Below are 15,336 nucleotides of genomic sequence, written 5' to 3'. Positions count from 1 at the left end.
ACCATGAAAACAATAAAAACATTCATAATACTATCGGGCATTGTGGCCCTGTTTTCCTCTTGTCGGAATATTATTGATATCGAACTTGATTCGATTGATCCAAAGCTTGTCATCGATGGTGCCGTTACCGATATAAACGAGACTCTACGGATCAAACTCACTAAATCCGTGGACTATTTTGAGACTGGAGTTTACCCCAACGTTTCGGGAGCCGCTATCATTGTTTCCGATAGCCAGGGTGAGATGCGCCAATTAAATGAAACTGCCCCTGGAATTTACTCCGCATACTTTCCCGGCATTGAAGGCAATGAATATGCATTAACTGTTATGGTTGAAGCTGAAGAATATACTGCCGAAGTTGAAATGCCTTACAAGGTTTTCATCGATTCATTATCTGTTGAGCCAACGCCTTCTTATCTGGAGTTCTCGGGAGGTTATCTTGTAAATTGCCACTTCAATGATCCGCCTGGAATTAAAAATTTCTATCGATTGAAAGTTTCTGGTATCAATGATCTGGAGGAAACGAATGATGCCCTCATTGTTTACGACGATGCTTATGTTGATGGTAACAATATTACACTGCGCTGGGACGAAGAACAGTTTCTTCCTAACGATACGGTGGTGGTTGAGTTGCAAACACTGGCTGAATCAACTTACGAATACTATCGCACACTGGCAAGCCTTTTCGAGAGCGGAATGATCGGGAACGCCAATCCGGCCAATCCTATTACCAATCTATCGGGTGATGCACTCGGCTACTTTGGAGCGTTTACCGTTAGCCGGGATACAATAGTTATTTCTGAGTAATTTAGAAATATTGAAGCCATGAAAACAACAATTGAAAAAATAAAAACCAATGCTCGCATTGCCGGTGTGTTGTACCTCGTCATTATTCTCACTGGCTTGTTCAGTGAATTATTTGTTCGCTCCGGAATCATTGTCCCCGGCGACGCTACAGCAACAACCGAGAATATTGCCGGTAATACATTTTTATTCCGAATTGGCTTTTTCAGCGATCTAATTATGGTAATAGCCGATGTAACAGTGGCACTACTTTTCTATCTGTTGCTGAAATCCGTGAATCAAGGACTGGCTTTGCTGGCAGCTTTTTTCCGCCTGGCTCAGGCAACTGTTATCGGTTTAAATCTATTAAATTATTACATGCCACTGTTGATATTGGGAGACACCGGATCATTCTCCGGTTTTTCTTCCGAGCAGCTTAATACACTGATTTTGCTTTTTCTGAATGCATACTCATATGGATACCTTATTAGCGGCGTATTCTTTGGCGTTAGCTGTATAATTTTCGGCTATCTGATTTACAAATCGATATACTTTCCCAAATGGCTCGGGTTATTTGTGTCAGCAGCAGGAATCAGCTACATAATTGATAGTTCTGTTAACTTCCTGTTCCCTGAATTTGCATCCTCAAGCGAACTTCTGGTTATGACAATCGCATTAATTTCAGAGCTTTCGCTATGTCTCTATTTATTGGTAAAAGGGATTAAATCGATCCCCGCAGTTTCTCCGTCATCCTGATAATCTTCAAACTAGAAATCATGAGAAATACATTTACAAATTACGTTGCACAATTTACGCTGATCATATTCACAATTCTGTTATCAATCTGTGCTTATGCCGGTGAAGAATCTCAACTTCAATTCAGTCCGGAGAATTTAATGGGTAATCGTTCAAACAATTATCAACATATCATCGGTGCTATGATTACTGATAAACTACACTTTTCGAATTTCGCTTATCTCGATAGCGACTATAGCACAAAGGCGAATCTATACAATATTCGTAATACCATATCATACAATTTGGTAGATAATTGGTTCTCAAACCTGGCTGTGGGGCTAAAAAATCCGGGTGTATATACTACATTTTCTGTTCAATACGTTAAAAAGTACAATACCTTTTCTTACTTGCTGAGAACTGGTGCGACCTATCAGAAAAGCTGGACATCTGAGAGTTTTGCAACTATGCAGTATGTTCCAAAGATTAGTGATAGTATAAACGCCTTCCTGAATGCATCGCTCTCATTAAACGTCAATACAAAAGGCATTACCCGCGGTATTCAACAATTTCGGATGGGGATAAAAAACAAACAGTTGACATACGGATTGGCAAGTAATTTCGACCAGTTTAACTACAACCAAAGAACGTTAACCAACCATGGACTTTTTTTAAGAATTAACTATTAAAGTGATTGATGATGAAAACAACAAACAAAATAAAAAATCAAAAGGTTCTGGCTAATTTAGGTTTGGGAATTGTTACCCTGATCGTAGGCTTATCGTTTATTTTTGTAAAAATCGGGTTACGAGAAGCAGATGCCTATGATTTGCTGGCACATCGATTCACTATTGCATTTTTTATGATTCTGATTCTTGGCATGTTTGGGAGAATAAAATTTCCCAAAATACATTCAAAAGATTGGATCAGCATCTTATCTGTCTCTCTTTTTTACCCCATTCTGTTTTTTGGTTTTCAAACGATTGGAATGGAATCTTCCACTGCCTCGCAAGCAGGAATTATATTTGCTCTGTCGCCCACTTTCACCATCATTGCAGGAGCGCTATTTTTAAAGGAAAAAACCACTTTAATGCAGAAATTTGGAGTTGCCATGTCGTTTCTTGGTTTGTTGTATATTTTTCTTTATAGGGGCGGTGTGCAAAATCAAAGCTGGTTAGGGAACCTATTCCTCATTCTTTCCGTGCTATGCACAGTTGGTTATTACATGATTGGAAAAAGACTTGTGCAGTTTTATGATTCGTCAAGCCTGACAGCAATAATGGTTAGCATTGCTTTTATCGCATTCAACACATTAGCGATTACCAGACATCTTATAAACGACGATTTAAATACATTTTTTGAGTCTTTTCAAAAACCTTCATTCTTGCTTTCAGCATTGTATCTGGGAACCTTATCGTCAGTGGTTACTTCGTTTCTTACCAACTATGCTTTAACATTTGTGCCTACAAGCTCGGTAAGTATTTATAACAACCTAAACCCGATAATCGCAATTATTGGAGGCGTAGTTTTTCTTAGCGAACATCTTTACACTCACCAGTTAATTGGAGGTTTTGGAGTTATTGCCGGCGTTGGCATGGTGCTGTTGTTTAAGAAAGAAGTGATGTTCGTTCAGCTGGCTTTAAATCGAAAGAATTCTTGTAAAGCATTTTCTAATTACACTACATCTAAATGAAATATATTCATCTGATGCTCCCGGAGCAGTATTCCTTGTCGCAAAAATTAAACTGAGAGAATTGAAACATGAAAAAAGAACAGATTTGGGACTCATTATTTGACGCCATTGTTATGAACGAATTGTATGAGATTAATGATGAGAATGTGGAAGAGGTGATAGATACAATTGCAGAATGGTTGTATCGTGATTTTTTTGAAGTAAATAGAAGATAGAATTGACAAACAACGTTAATTTTAAAGAGATCATGAGGTTATAGAATCTAGAATTAAATCACTTCGAGTTTATTTAAATTTCTGTCTATTATAACTAATAGTATAGAAAAATAATACGTTGAATAATTAGCGCAAACATTATCTCAGCAAGCACCCATAAAGCCAATGCGGGATAACTACACTCTTTCCCAATTTCTGTTTATGATCCTCCTGAAGTTGTTCCAATTTGTCGGTGTTAATATCATATTTCAATTTGATGGTTTTAAGAATATGCAGTTGCCGGGCAACTTCTGGCAACATCCTTATCCTGTTGTGCTAATGGCAGAATAGAGGATCGTACGATGAGTGAAAATCTCATGCCCCAGAAGCCAAATAGCAGGATTGTAAAACAAACCAACAGGATAGAAAGGATGGTTGTGTTGTGGTTGCTTAATATTCGAATATTAAAGAGCCAACGGAGCTTCCGGTTGAATCGAAAAATAAGCAGTCCTGATTTTTTGATTATTATTTTCATACGAGCCGTTCTTGTTACAGATTCCATTAAACATCAACACTATTTTCTTCTTTCATCAGCATTGATATTTAGTGGATTAAAAGTAAAGAATCTGGAACATACGATCAAATGGAAATCCGTGATGGCGTATTTTTTGCACTCATTTGGCTGCATTTGGCTTTCGAAATGTTGAATAACATAGAATGCCTCTGTGTATCTGGTAACTTTTGGTGGTTTTTATCAAGTGATTTTGTTGTACCCGGACAAACAAAAAAAGGAGTTAAACTTTCGTCTAACTCCTTCTTTTTCAGTGGTCGGGATACCAGGATTCGAACCTGGGACCCCCTGCTCCCAAAGCAGGTGCGCTAACCGGACTGCGCTACATCCCGAATTTATTTGTCGCGGAGAGAGGGGGATTCGAACCCCCGGTACGGTTACCCGTACGGCAGTTTAGCAAACTGCTGGTTTCAGCCACTCACCCATCTCTCCTGAATATGGTAAAGCTGCCAAATTTCATCTCGCCTCTCAGCGAATTCATTTTAACTTTATCACAATTTCAAAAAACGCGTTGTTTTTTCGTGCGTGCAAAAGTAGAAATTGTTTTTACATTGGCAAAGCTTTTGGCTAAAAAACCAAAACTTTTTTTGACGTCCATTTTTCTGCTTTCCACAAGAACTTGGATAAGTGATTTTAGATCAATTGTTAGGAAGCCAGCAAGAGTGAGAATATTTTTTATTCTCCTGCCATCTTTTTTTGATTCCCCCGTAATACAGCTATTCCGAAGACATATTTAATGCTTGTTACTTTAGGTTTGTGCAATCCTTGTTTAGAAATCTTGTTTTAAGTTTAAACAAAATACTATTAGGTCTGTTATTGGTCTTGTTATAAACAGAAAACAATAAATACGCATACAATGAAAATCGACACACAGAACGCAAAGGTGAACGGGAAGAATGGTTTTCATTCCAATGGTCATTCAACCGACATTGTTAATGGTTACGATGTAATAGGAGACAATCACGTAGGAACTTCGATTGATACTCCGATGAGGGCCGACGCTTTTGAGCTTTCGGACGAAGAAAAGATGGCTGTTATAGAAGACCGCTTCAGAGATATAATGGAGGTGATGGGGCTTGATCTTACAGATGACAGCCTGCAAGGGACTCCTCACCGCGTGGCAAAAATGTTTGTGAAGGAAGTATTCTATGGTCTTAATCCCGCGAATAAACCCAAAATATCAGTATTTGAAAACAAGTTTGGTTATGGTGAAATGCTGGTGGAGAAGAACATTAATATGAACTCAACCTGCGAACATCATTTTCTGCCCATTGTTGGCAAAGCGCACGTAGCTTATATTTCTAATGGTGAAGTGATCGGTTTAAGCAAAATCAACCGGATTGTGGATTACTTTGCGCGTCGTCCGCAGGTACAGGAACGATTGACGGTTCAAATAGCCAACGAACTAAAAGAAATTCTAAAAACCGAAGATGTGGCGGTGGTGATCGATGCCAAACACATGTGTGTTTCTTCGCGCGGTATTCAGGACGAAAGCAGCAGTACGGTAACTGCCGAGTATTCGGGTCGGTTTAAGGAACGTGCTACCCGCGAAGAATTTCTGAAATACATCGGATTGTAATTGGCGTATTTTCTGCTTTTGGGTTGGGTAAATCCCTTTCGCACATTTTATCAGCTTGCTGCGAAATAGTGGATGACATATAGGTTATATCGTTCGGTTCAAAAAAGAATCGCATGACGACACTTTTGTGTCTGTAGATTAATTGTTCAAAAATTATCCTATTTCTGTGTTCGGTCATTTATCGACTGCTTTTATTTATATTAACTTTGGGCTTTTAAAAATTTAAGATTCAAGGAAATGAAGAGAGACACTTTGGTATTTGACATTATAAAGAAGGAGCACGAGCGCCAATTAGGTGGTATCGAGTTAATTGCTTCAGAAAACTTTGTAAGCGAGCAGGTTCTGGAAGCTATGGGCTCAGTAATGACCAACAAATATGCTGAAGGATATCCGGGTAAGAGATACTACGGAGGTTGTCAGTTTGTGGATCAGACCGAGCAACTGGCCATCGATCGTATCAAGGAAATTTACGGTGCAGAATGGGCCAATGTTCAGCCACACTCGGGAGCGCAGGCAAATGCAGCCGTTTTAAGTGTGATTCTGAATCCGGGTGATACTTTTCTTGGATTGGATCTTTCTCACGGTGGTCACCTTTCGCACGGATCGCCTGTAAACTCGTCGGGTATTCTTTATAACCCGATTGCTTACAAAGTAAAAGAAGATACAGGTTTGGTGGATTACGACGAAATGGAAGCTTTGGCCATCGAGCACAAACCCAAACTGATCATTGGTGGTGCATCGGCATACAGCCGCGAGTGGGACTACAAACGCATGCGCGAAATTGCTGATAAAATTGGCGCATTGTTTATGGTAGACATGGCACACCCTGCCGGATTGATTGCAGCCGGTTTGCTCGACAACCCATTGAAATATGCACACGTGGTTACTTCAACCACTCACAAAACATTGCGTGGCCCACGTGGTGGTATCATTTTGATTGGAAAAGACTTTGAAAATCCATGGGGAATTGCCACGAAAAAAGGTGAAGTTCGCATGATGTCTTCGCTGCTTGATTCTTCAGTTTTCCCGGGACAACAGGGCGGTCCGCTGGAGCATGTTATTGCAGCCAAAGCGGTTGCTTTTGGCGAAGCACTTCTGCCCGAATACAAAGAGTACCAGGCCCAGGTGAAAAAGAATGCGGCAGTTATGGCCCAGGCTTTTGTTGATTTGGGATACAAAGTGATCTCGGGAGGAACCGATAATCACTCTATGTTGATTGATTTACGTACCAAATACCCTGAAATCACAGGTAAAATTGTTGAAAACACTATTGTGAAGGCCGAAATTACCGTGAACAAAAACATGGTGCCTTTCGACAGCCGTTCACCTTTCCTGACTTCAGGTTTGCGTGTAGGAACTCCGGCGATCACAACCCGTGGTGTAAAAGAAGATTTGATGCCGGTAATTGTTCAGTTGATTGACGACGCGATTGCCAATATCGAAAACGAAAAAATGATCCATTCAATTGGTGAAAAAGTACATAGTCTGATGAAAGACTATCCGCTGTTCGCATATTAGTTTAGTGTTCAAAGTTCAGAGTTCAGAGCAATCAGACTCTGAATAAAAAATAAAACTCAAAAGCCCTGGAGATTTTCTTCAGGGTTTTTGTTTTCTTTGAGCTTTAAACATTTAACTCTGAACTACAGTGGAATGGTACTTTGTTTTGGCACTGATCGGAACCGGAATTGCTGCCGGCTTTATCAATACTACTGCAGGAGGCGGTTCCATGTTAACACTCCCTTTGTTAATGGCCATCGGGCTACCTGCCAATATGGCCAACGGTACCAATCGTATTGCCATTTTACTTCAAAATATTATAGGTGTAAGCACCTTTAAAAATAAACATGTCCTTGATCTTAAAACTGATTATAGACTGGCTGTTCCGGCGGTTGCAGGTTCGCTTGTCGGGGCATTGTTTGCCGTTGAAATGGATGTTGACCTGCTAAAAAAGGTCATCGCCGGCTTAATGGTGGTTTTGCTGCTGGTGGTGGTTCTAAAGCCTGAGGTTTGGGTGAAAGAACAGGTTGGAAAGGTAGAGGCAAAACCATCGGTGATGCAATATCTTATCTTTTTCGGAATAGGTTTATACGGCGGATTTATTCAGATGGGTGTCGGTTTTTTTCTACTGGCCGGACTAGTACTTGGCTGCGGACATAACCTGGTGCGCGCCAATGCAGTAAAGGTTTTCATTGTGTTGATCTATACTGCCTTTTCACTCGGAATATTCATTTTTCATAAACAAATTGATATTGTTGCGGGTCTAATACTTGCTGCCGGAAATATGCTTGGGGCCTGGCTGGGTGCCAATTTTGCGGTTAAAGGAGGGGCTAAATATGTACGTTATGTATTAATTCTGGCCATGGTTATTGTGATTTTAAATTTGTTTGGCGTGTTTGGATAGTAAAACTACGAGCTTCAAGCCACAAGAAAAAAATTGGCGTTCGTTTAAGTTTTGGAAAACAAGAAGCTTTTGAAAAGAGAATAATCTTCCTTCTCAGTGAGGAGTGCCCGAAGGGCGAGAGTTACATACACATTTGTATTGAAGGAAAAGACTAAAATACCGGTTACTGTTATCACCGGCTTTCTGGGAGCTGGGAAAACTACTTTTATCAATCAGTTACTGAAGCAGTATGCTGACAGTAAATTTGCCTTGGTGGAAAATGAATTTGGCGAAGTGGCGATTGATACCCAACTCATAAAAGGAGTGGATGCCAGTCAAATGTTCGAACTAAAGCAAGGGTGTATTTGCTGTACCATTACCGATGAATACGAACTGGTGTTACAGGAGTTGGCCGATCGTTTTCCGGATGTGGAGCATTTACTGATCGAAACCACAGGTGTGGCCGACCCGGCGCCTGTTATTCAGCCTTTTTTTGCTGATGAGAACCTGAAGGAACTCTATTCATACAACGGAACCATTTGTTTGTACGATGCTCTTCATTTTGACAATCAACCCGAAAAGGAGATCAGCCTGAAGCAACTGGCGGTGGCCGATTGGGTGCTGGTCAACAAATCGGAAGGATTGACTGATGAAGAAAAGCAGCAAAAAAGTACCGAAATTGCGGCGCTTAATCCTTTTGCCAGGATCATGTTCTTGGATTATGGCGATGTCGCAGGAATTGATCTGCACGACATTCAGCGGAAAAAGCGAACAGCATTTGATTTTATCTCCTTCGGAACAGGGCACAGCCATATTGAAACCAGGTTGATGGAATTCGATAAGCCCATCAACAAGAACGAATTTCTACGCTGGTTTTCCTATTTGATGGATGTAAACAAGCGGCTGATATACCGAACCAAAGGAATACTTTACTTCGAGAACGAACCATTTGAATATATTTTACAGGGGATTGGCGGCAACTTTGAAATAACAGAAGGAGATCTGGTGCTTGAACCGGGAGAAAGCAAAGTCGTTTTTATCGGGAAACTGGAAGGTATTCAGTTTTAATCCTTCGTTTTTGAATAGATTAATACCATCCCATAAATTGCAGTAAAATTACTATCAGAACGGTTGTTAAAGCAGCTACTCCGATTGCCAGTCCGCTCATAGCGCCTTCGGTTTCACCCATTTCAATGGCTTTGGTGGTTCCCAGTGCATGCGACGAGGTTCCAATACTCAGTCCTTTTGCCACCGGATGTGTTACACGTAGTAATTTCAGCATAAAAGGAGCGATAGATGCGCCCAGCAAGCCGGTAATCATAATCGAAATGATGGTGATTCCTTCGTTTGCCTGCAGCATATCACTCAGCCCGATGCCGATAGGGGTGGTAACCGAGTGTCCGATAAGGGAGCGCTCCAGAAATTCGTTCAATCCCAACAAACGGCTGAGAACAATGACCGAAACGATGGCCGAGACAACTCCGGAAACAATTCCTCCGATGATTGAATATTTGTGTTCAACCAAAAGTTTACGGTGGCGATATAAGGGCAGGGCCAAAACAACCGTAACCGGTCCCAAAAGCGCATGAATAACCCCTCCGCCTTTCATATAATGTTCGTAGGGAATTTCACCCAAAACAAGGATGCAGATAATGATGACCGTTGACAACAAGAGCGGATTAAGCCAGTTAAATCCTGATTTTCGCCGGGCAAGCGAAATCAGGTAAAAGCAGCCCACTGTCAGAAAAATACCAAAAAGGTGTGCGTTGGTTATCGTTTCCATTTTTCTTTTAGATTGATTAAAAGCTGGGTAGACAAAGCTGTAACCGCCAAAACGATAACCGTTGACAAAACCACGACCAGCGCGGTTTGAAAGTAGTAACCGTCTAATGCATGATAAGTAACCAGTACACCTACAGTTGCCGGAATAAAAAAGAAACCCATATTTTGGATCATAAAATCGGCCGTTTCCCGGATGTGCTTTTCTTTCAGAACTCCGGTAAGCAGCAGAATCAGCAGTAAGATCATGCCGGTAATTGATCCCGGAATGGGGAGGTGGAGGTAACGGCTCAGTAAGTCGCCCGCCAGGTTAATCCCCAGGATAATAAAAAGTTGTTTTAATACTTTCATAACGAATTGTATGATGAAAGGCTTGATTAGTAAGTGTACGGACGAACATCCGTTATAAACATCCCGGCAGTTTCGGCGGCTTCGATACCCAATACTCCGTCTTCAAAAACCTGGCACTCGTGTGCCTGAACGCCCATTAATTCTGCACATTTTAAAAATGTTTCGGGTTGTGGTTTGTGAAGGGTAACATCGTCAGCACTTACCACCGCTTCAAAATATTTGTTTAATCCGAGCGCTTTCAATTGAACTTCGGCGCTTCGCCGGCTGGCACCTGTTCCAATGGCCATCGGGAGTTTCCCGTGGTGTTCAAACACCAGATCAACCACCGGTTTATGAGGTTTTAACAGCGAGGCGTGTTCCCAAAACAATTCCTGTTTCATCCTTACAATTTTTTCAGGTGCTTCGTTTACTCCGTATTTTTCTACCACGCGTCGTGCAAAATCGATGGTGGGGCGGCCTGTTAATTCGTAAAGAATTTGAGGATCGAAATTAAATCCGAATTGTTCGGCAATCATCTCCCAGGTTTTCAGGTGGACCGGAAGTGAATCGGACAGTGTCCCGTCCAAATCAAAGATCAGGGCTTTTGCCTCCGGATGAACTGTTATTCCCATGTTTAATTATTTGCCGTCAAAGGTAACAGAAGCCGCTGAGAAGTACCTTGCCTTGTGAGGCCAGCGTAAAAATTTAATTATCAGTTAAAAGAAAGCGTTATGGTTGAAACGACAAATGAAAAGGGGACTTTGCGGGTCCCCTTCGTTTTTATCTGTTGTACGGCTGATTATTGGTTAATTTCCCACGAAATAAAAATATTGGTGTGCATTTCCACTTCATCCGGATTGAGTACATCCGTAATTTTGGCTGCAGCTCCCTCCTGGTCCATCATGGCAAACATCCGCAGTTCCGGTTGTACCGGCCCAATTGATCTTTGGGGTTCCCCGTATTGAATGTTTTTGATTTTTCCGAGCGAGGCTCTCGAAGCTTTGGCGATCCATTCGGCTTTCTGACGGGCATCTTGCACTGCCAGCGTGATTAGCTTTTCTTTTACTGCATCCATTTGTTCTTCGGAAAGCGAAAAATTGAGGTTGAAGTTCGATTCCAGGTTGTCTTTTATCAGCTCAAAGATTTTATCGTTCTTTTTGTAATCCCGTTTGGTTCGGATCGTCACCGGAATATTGGCTTCGTAACCATCAAAAACAGACTGCCGCAGTTCCGGATCGTATTTCTGGATTTCGCGGATTGAATAATTATTTGCTTTGATCAAATCTTTGTCGATACCGTTTTTTACAAAGAGTTTCTTGATGTTGTCCATTTTTTCAACCGCCATTTCGGCACACTTTGTATAATTATTGTCTTTTACGCTTAAGTTAACTGTAAACGACAAATCTTCCGGCATCAGCTTAACCGATGATTTCCCTTCTACCGCAATCTGGGCGCCTGTTGCTGCCGACTGCGCAAACGATGTTGCTGTAATACTTATAACAGCAAGTAATAATAGGATCTTTTTCATGACTTACTTTTTAATAATTTGTGTTGTATGTTTTCTGTTCTGGCTCAGCAGGGATACAAAATAAATGCCAGAAGCCAGCTGATTCATGTTGATGCTGTTGATTTGTTCGTTTATGTTTTGCTTCAGAAGTGTTTTTCCTATCGCATTCGTTATAGTAAGTTGTTGAAAATTATCGGAGTTATTTATCGTTAACAAAGAGCTAACCGGATTGGGGAAAATTTTTGTTTTCAACTCTTCTTTTTGCCGTGCTGAAGTGGGCTCCTGTAATTCGATTGATTCAAGAACAATTGAGTCAAAATAGACATCATCAGCTGATACACCAAGGTCGAAAACCAGTCTGGCAGCATTGTCTGAACTGTTCATGGTAAAAACAAAAGAATACTCTTTGGGGCTTGTCGACAGGGTAATGGAGTTGTAATCGCTGTAAGCTTTCCATGGATCAGCATTTTGCCCAAGGTAGGCGGTAATCGTACGTTCGGCCGTTGCTGTGGCTGTTAGGGTTACCCGGTACTTTTTCCCTTCCTCCAGCTGAATTCCGTTTTTAACCAGCTGCACAAACCAGTTTTGTGTCCCAATGGTTCCGATGTTTATTTGTAACTGATTATTGGCGCGTTGCATGGTGGCTGATGCGGTGCTTTGTAAATACAGGTTCCATTCTGAAATGGTTTGCGAAAAATCGGAGGAATAAACCGGAGTTCCAATATAATAAGCCGGTTCGGGCATAGGGTTGTGCAGCAAGGCATCCACCAAAAACTGGTTGAAAGTTTGAGAGCCGGGATTGTAGATTCCAAAGCCAGCACTAAATTCCCAGTACGCCCAGCTCCACTCCAGCGAATCAAAGTAGCGGGCCAGGTAGGTGGTCCATTTTTTTCGCGATACCTCGTCGGCTTTACTGTACGAACCAAACTCGCCAATGTGTATCGGAATATGCTGTTCCAGTTCCAGTTTTTTCAAAGGGGCAAATTCGTTTTGTATCACCTGACGCTCGGTTTCGGTATCCGTCCATTTGGTGCCAAGCCAGGCTTCCGAACCTTCCGACCATTCAGCGCCCTGGTGGGTAAAATGAAACGGATTGTAGTAATGGATGGTTAAAATGATGTTTTGATCGTTAGGAATTTCGAGTTTCGACAGGCCGCCCAAACCGCCCCATTCGGGTGTTCCGATCAGTACAATCCGGTTAGGATTATCTTGGCGGATGGAGGTAAGAGCATCGGCTAAAAAGTTGTTCCATTTGGTCGCGGTTAGATCGCCGTGTGGTTCATTCAGAATTTCAAAAAGCAACTGATCCGGGTAATCTTTAAAGTACTCCGAGATTTGCTTCCATTGAGCCAGAAAACGCTCCTTTTGTCCGTCAGGATCAGCAAAGAGTGCTTCGTGATGGTGCATATTAATGATGGCCGACAAACCATTGTTCAGGCACGAATCAACCACCTGTTTTATGCGATTCAGAAATACCGGGGCAATGGTGTACGGGGCTGCGGGATTGCTGCGGTCGCTCGGTTCCCAGCGAATCGGGATCCGAACATGCGTAAAACCCAAATCGGCAATCATGCGCGGGTAATCCGGCTTCCAGGGGTTTCCCCATCCGGTTTCGGAGGGGGCTTCAAACATGTTCCCGAAGTTTATTCCGCGGCCCAGTTTCGAGTTAATTTCAAAAGCTTTTTCACGGGTTTGGGCAAAAATTGAAAGATGAAATAAAAGCAGGACGGATAGCAGTTTTAGTTTCATAATGAAGGAGTATTGGCTTAAGTTGTAAAAATAACAAAAAGGCCGTAAAATCATTTGTTTACGGCCTTTCTATTTTTAGTTTGAAAAAAAAGTTCGCGGTGTTTTACGATAAATTTGCTTTAAAAAAGTTGATGGTTCGTTGCCAGGCCAGTTTGGCGGCCGTTTCGTCGTAGCGGGGGGTGGTATCGTTGTGAAAACCATGATTTACGCCTTCGTACATGTAGGCGGTGTATTTCTTACTATTGGCTTTTAAGGCAGCTTCGTAGGCTGGCCAGCCTGCGTTTACCCGTTGGTCGAGCGATGCAAAATGGAGCAGGAGAGGGGCCTTTATTTGCGGAACATCCCCGGTTTCCGGTTGGCCTCCGTAAAACGGAACGGCAGCTTTTAAATCCGGTACCTGCACCGCCATCATATTCGAGATCCAGCCACCAAAGCAGAAACCAACTACGCCAACATTTCCATCACATTCGGGGTGGTTTTTGAGTGTTTCGAAAGCGGCAATAAAATCCTCGAGCATTTCGTTCCGGTCGCGTTTGCTTTGCAGTGCCCGTCCGTCATCGTCGTTACCCGGGTAACCTCCCAGCGGTGTTAAGGCATCCGGCGAAAGCGAAATAAAGCCTTCCAGAGCGGCGCGTCGGCCCACATCGGCAATGTGCGGGTTTAAGCCCCGGTTTTCATGGACCACCACAATTCCGGGTAGTTTTTTCGCATGGTTGGCAGGTCTCGATAGTTGCCCCTTGATTTTTCCTCCACCCTTCGGTGAAGTATATTCGATAGTTTCAGTTTTTAAGCGGCTGTCATCGGCCTTTACCTGGATTTTTTCCTGGTAATCGGGCATTATAAAACTCATCAGCGACGAAACCGTCAATCCGCCTACCGCGTAGACCGAAAGTCGTTCCATAAATTGCCGGCGATCAATCTTGTTGTGCGCGTACTCGTCGTACAGGTCAAATACGCCCTGGTCGAGTTGTTCTTTTTTGATGTGCTTCATGGAAAAGTATTTTCCTTAAAAACCTGAACAAGAACGTTTTTGTTCAATCGGGAAAAGACTTTTAACCAGTTTGCATAAAGCGTAATGAAGATGAAATTGTGATTCTTCGGGCAACTAATTCAGCGGCAAAATACGTTGTGGCTCGTTTCCAAAACCAGTAACTTCAATTGCAGTCTCACTAAGTTTTATGATGGCGAATGAGTTGATCGCTTCAGTTTCAACCATGCCTTTCAGGTTTAAAAAATGGATGCTATCTGAAAATGTATAGTTGCCCGCATGATTGTGCCCATTCATCCAGCATTTTACCGCATCGTATTTTTTCAGAATATCAACCACTTCTTCTGCATTCCAAAGCGAATGTGCTTCGTAGGGAAGCAGCGGATAATGACAAAACAATATTACTTTTTGCCGACTGGCTTGCGCCTCCTGAAGCTGGCTTTCCATCCATTGAAGTTGTTCTTTCCCAATTCCTCCGTTCCATTCGTGGTAATTGGGTTTGCCTTCATCTTTCAACTTTGCGGTAAGCATCTTGGCTTTTTCTACCGTTTCCGGATCGTTCGATTGAAAAGTCAGATCACTTCCGTTCAGAAAAATAAAACGCCACCCTTTTTTTGTAAACGAATACCAGCTCTTTTCGAGCTTTAGTTTTTGAGGTACCTGTTCAAAATATTCATTTTTAACAGACAGGTCGTGGTTGCCTATTACCTGGAAAATCTCTGCTTTTGATTGTGCAAGGATTGGATAAACACTGTCGTAACTGGAGAAATTTTTATCGATCAAGTCTCCCAATCCAACAACAAAGTCCACCTTATGGCTATTGAAATGTTCGATACAATCGTGCAGTTTATGGGGCGAGTTTCGGTAAAAGCGCGTGCCTTTGGTATCGCAATCGCAATACTGACAATCGGCAAATACGCCCAATTGAATTTGCGACTTTGCTGCCTGGCTAAAACCAATCAGCCATACAACAAAAAAGAGTTTTACCATCGATTTTCTTGTCATTGAGTCGAATTTATGCTTCCTGTAATGGCAGGTTTGCTAATTT

General features: G+C 42.1%; 16 protein-coding genes and 2 tRNA genes. 9 read left to right on the top strand and 9 right to left on the bottom strand.

The genetic code is table 11. The features are described 5' to 3' along the window. Positions 1-3: 3 nt before the first annotated feature. The 5 genes from INQ51_RS09705 (at position 4) to INQ51_RS09685 (ending at position 3,426) form a co-directional block, all read left to right on the top strand. Entirely contained in the window at positions 4-807 is an 804-nt protein-coding gene (locus INQ51_RS09705; protein WP_233377774.1) for a DUF4249 domain-containing protein, read from the top strand. 18 nt (positions 808-825) lie between these two features. Beyond that, on the top strand, positions 826-1,539 hold the full coding sequence (locus INQ51_RS09700) for a DUF4386 domain-containing protein (RefSeq protein ID WP_233377773.1): 714 nt from the start codon (positions 826-828) through the stop codon (positions 1,537-1,539). 20 nt (positions 1,540-1,559) lie between these two features. After that, complete coding sequence (locus INQ51_RS09695) at positions 1,560-2,207, top strand: hypothetical protein (RefSeq protein WP_233377772.1); 648 nt, start codon at positions 1,560-1,562, stop codon at positions 2,205-2,207. A gap of 11 nt (positions 2,208-2,218) precedes the next feature. Beyond that, positions 2,219-3,211 (top strand): DMT family transporter, encoded by a 993-nt coding sequence (locus INQ51_RS09690; RefSeq protein WP_233377771.1) that lies wholly within the window; start codon positions 2,219-2,221, stop codon positions 3,209-3,211. A 68-nt stretch (positions 3,212-3,279) separates the two neighbouring features. Beyond that, positions 3,280-3,426, top strand: coding sequence for a hypothetical protein (locus INQ51_RS09685; protein ID WP_233377770.1), 147 nt, complete (start codon positions 3,280-3,282; stop codon positions 3,424-3,426). An 804-nt stretch (positions 3,427-4,230) separates the two neighbouring features. Here the strand turns inward: INQ51_RS09685 and INQ51_RS09680 are convergent. After that, positions 4,231-4,308, bottom strand: a tRNA-Pro gene (locus INQ51_RS09680). 13 nt (positions 4,309-4,321) lie between these two features. Beyond that, a tRNA-Ser gene (locus INQ51_RS09675) sits at positions 4,322-4,408 on the bottom strand. A 424-nt stretch (positions 4,409-4,832) separates the two neighbouring features. Between INQ51_RS09675 and folE the strand changes: the two genes are divergently transcribed. The 4 genes from folE (at position 4,833) to INQ51_RS09655 (ending at position 9,003) form a co-directional block, all read left to right on the top strand. Beyond that, a complete protein-coding gene (gene folE / locus INQ51_RS09670; protein WP_233377769.1) occupies positions 4,833-5,555 on the top strand; it encodes a GTP cyclohydrolase I FolE in 723 nt (240 codons plus the stop codon). A 237-nt stretch (positions 5,556-5,792) separates the two neighbouring features. After that, positions 5,793-7,073: a serine hydroxymethyltransferase gene (gene glyA / locus INQ51_RS09665; protein ID WP_233377768.1), complete on the top strand. Its 1,281-nt coding sequence runs from the start codon at positions 5,793-5,795 to the stop codon at positions 7,071-7,073. A gap of 127 nt (positions 7,074-7,200) precedes the next feature. After that, complete coding sequence (locus INQ51_RS09660) at positions 7,201-7,956, top strand: sulfite exporter TauE/SafE family protein (RefSeq protein WP_233377767.1); 756 nt, start codon at positions 7,201-7,203, stop codon at positions 7,954-7,956. Positions 7,957-8,094: 138 nt separating this feature from the next. Further along, positions 8,095-9,003 (top strand): CobW family GTP-binding protein, encoded by a 909-nt coding sequence (locus INQ51_RS09655; protein WP_233377766.1) that lies wholly within the window; start codon positions 8,095-8,097, stop codon positions 9,001-9,003. 19 nt (positions 9,004-9,022) lie between these two features. Here the strand turns inward: INQ51_RS09655 and INQ51_RS09650 are convergent, their stop codons facing one another. From INQ51_RS09650 to INQ51_RS09620, 7 genes are all read right to left on the bottom strand, one after another. Further along, positions 9,023-9,718 carry an LrgB family protein gene (locus tag INQ51_RS09650; protein WP_233377765.1) on the bottom strand — a complete coding sequence of 232 codons (696 nt, stop codon included), beginning with the start codon at positions 9,716-9,718 and terminating at the stop codon, positions 9,023-9,025. After that, positions 9,706-10,065: a CidA/LrgA family protein gene (locus INQ51_RS09645; RefSeq protein WP_233377764.1), complete on the bottom strand. Its 360-nt coding sequence runs from the start codon at positions 10,063-10,065 to the stop codon at positions 9,706-9,708. Before INQ51_RS09645 ends, INQ51_RS09650 begins: the two co-directional genes overlap by 13 nt. A gap of 26 nt (positions 10,066-10,091) precedes the next feature. After that, positions 10,092-10,676, bottom strand: coding sequence for a beta-phosphoglucomutase family hydrolase (locus INQ51_RS09640; protein WP_233377763.1), 585 nt, complete (start codon positions 10,674-10,676; stop codon positions 10,092-10,094). A gap of 167 nt (positions 10,677-10,843) precedes the next feature. After that, the gene (locus tag INQ51_RS09635) at positions 10,844-11,572 is read right to left on the bottom strand and encodes an SIMPL domain-containing protein (RefSeq protein WP_233377762.1); all 729 of its coding nucleotides are present in this window, start codon (positions 11,570-11,572) and stop codon (positions 10,844-10,846) included. A 3-nt stretch (positions 11,573-11,575) separates the two neighbouring features. Then, a complete protein-coding gene (locus INQ51_RS09630; protein WP_233377761.1) occupies positions 11,576-13,300 on the bottom strand; it encodes a cellulase family glycosylhydrolase in 1,725 nt (574 codons plus the stop codon). A 103-nt stretch (positions 13,301-13,403) separates the two neighbouring features. Next, on the bottom strand, positions 13,404-14,291 hold the full coding sequence (locus INQ51_RS09625; RefSeq protein WP_233377760.1) for a dienelactone hydrolase family protein: 888 nt from the start codon (positions 14,289-14,291) through the stop codon (positions 13,404-13,406). A 114-nt stretch (positions 14,292-14,405) separates the two neighbouring features. Then, complete coding sequence (locus INQ51_RS09620) at positions 14,406-15,293, bottom strand: metallophosphoesterase (RefSeq protein WP_233377759.1); 888 nt, start codon at positions 15,291-15,293, stop codon at positions 14,406-14,408. Between the last annotated feature and the right edge of the window lie 43 nt (positions 15,294-15,336).

The sequence above is a fragment of the Maribellus sp. CM-23 genome (genome assembly GCF_021354595.1).
GTDB lineage: Bacteria > Bacteroidota > Bacteroidia > Bacteroidales > Prolixibacteraceae > Draconibacterium.
Note: the sequence above shows the minus strand (reverse complement) of the source record. Positions and strands in the feature narration are given on the sequence as shown.

Excerpts from the sequence above, each read along its gene's own strand:
- INQ51_RS09705 (WP_233377774.1), top strand. The coding sequence starts at position 4 with ATGAAAACAATAAAAACATTCATAATACTATCGGGCATTGTGGCCCTG.
- INQ51_RS09700 (WP_233377773.1), top strand. The coding sequence starts at position 826 with ATGAAAACAACAATTGAAAAAATAAAAACCAATGCTCGCATTGCCGGT.
- INQ51_RS09695 (WP_233377772.1), top strand. The coding sequence starts at position 1,560 with ATGAGAAATACATTTACAAATTACGTTGCACAATTTACGCTGATCATA.
- INQ51_RS09690 (WP_233377771.1), top strand. The coding sequence starts at position 2,219 with ATGAAAACAACAAACAAAATAAAAAATCAAAAGGTTCTGGCTAATTTA.
- INQ51_RS09685 (WP_233377770.1), top strand. The coding sequence starts at position 3,280 with ATGAAAAAAGAACAGATTTGGGACTCATTATTTGACGCCATTGTTATG.
- folE (WP_233377769.1), top strand. The coding sequence starts at position 4,833 with ATGAAAATCGACACACAGAACGCAAAGGTGAACGGGAAGAATGGTTTT.
- glyA (WP_233377768.1), top strand. The coding sequence starts at position 5,793 with ATGAAGAGAGACACTTTGGTATTTGACATTATAAAGAAGGAGCACGAG.
- INQ51_RS09650 (WP_233377765.1), bottom strand. The coding sequence starts at position 9,718 with ATGGAAACGATAACCAACGCACACCTTTTTGGTATTTTTCTGACAGTG.
- INQ51_RS09645 (WP_233377764.1), bottom strand. The coding sequence starts at position 10,065 with ATGAAAGTATTAAAACAACTTTTTATTATCCTGGGGATTAACCTGGCG.
- INQ51_RS09640 (WP_233377763.1), bottom strand. The coding sequence starts at position 10,676 with ATGGGAATAACAGTTCATCCGGAGGCAAAAGCCCTGATCTTTGATTTG.
- INQ51_RS09635 (WP_233377762.1), bottom strand. The coding sequence starts at position 11,572 with ATGAAAAAGATCCTATTATTACTTGCTGTTATAAGTATTACAGCAACA.
- INQ51_RS09630 (WP_233377761.1), bottom strand. The coding sequence starts at position 13,300 with ATGAAACTAAAACTGCTATCCGTCCTGCTTTTATTTCATCTTTCAATT.
- INQ51_RS09625 (WP_233377760.1), bottom strand. The coding sequence starts at position 14,291 with ATGAAGCACATCAAAAAAGAACAACTCGACCAGGGCGTATTTGACCTG.
- INQ51_RS09620 (WP_233377759.1), bottom strand. The coding sequence starts at position 15,293 with ATGACAAGAAAATCGATGGTAAAACTCTTTTTTGTTGTATGGCTGATT.